This is a genomic window from Bradyrhizobium sp. Leo170 (assembly GCF_004296405.1).
Taxonomy (GTDB): Bacteria; Pseudomonadota; Alphaproteobacteria; order Rhizobiales; family Xanthobacteraceae; genus Bradyrhizobium.
Map to the genome: position 1 here is coordinate 1 of NZ_PSRR01000862.1, position 507 is coordinate 507.

Here is a 507-nt window from a genome sequence, read left to right on the forward strand (position 1 = left end):
TCGCCGGCGGCGATCACTCCGGCGGGCGTCCATTGGCCGTAGCGCCGATGGGCGCTGGGCATATGGTCGGCGATGGTGGTGTGGCCCCGCCGGTTAGGGGCGCGGGCGTGGCTGGCGATCCTGCGGCCGTTGTGGAAGATCTCGACCGTCCTGTCGTCGATGCGCGCATCGACGAGCTTACGGATGAGCCGATACGGCGCGGAATACCAGTGTCCATCGATCTCGATATGATAGTCGGGGCCGACCCGGCATCGCTTCCAGCGTGCGAAAGCGTAAGCCTGGTCCGGCAGCTTTGTGAGCTTGGGCTGGTCGAGCTCGGCGAACAGTTCGGCGCGGCTGGCGCCAAAGTCGCGCATCTGCCGGGCATTGAGTTCGACGGCGAGTATTTTGATGGCTGCGTTCAGCTCCGCTAACGAAAAAAAGCGTTGGTTGCGCAGCCGCGCCAGAATCCATCGCTGGGCGACTTGCACCGCAACTTCGACCTTTGCCTTGTCTTTTTGGGCGCCG

At 63.9% G+C, this 507-nt stretch carries 1 protein-coding gene; it reads right to left on the reverse strand.

Features of this window, described 5'->3' with window-relative positions; translation table 11 throughout:
- The coding region (locus tag CWO89_RS45125) for a Mu transposase domain-containing protein (protein WP_130584480.1) at positions 1 to 507 on the reverse strand (507 nt) is incomplete at both ends.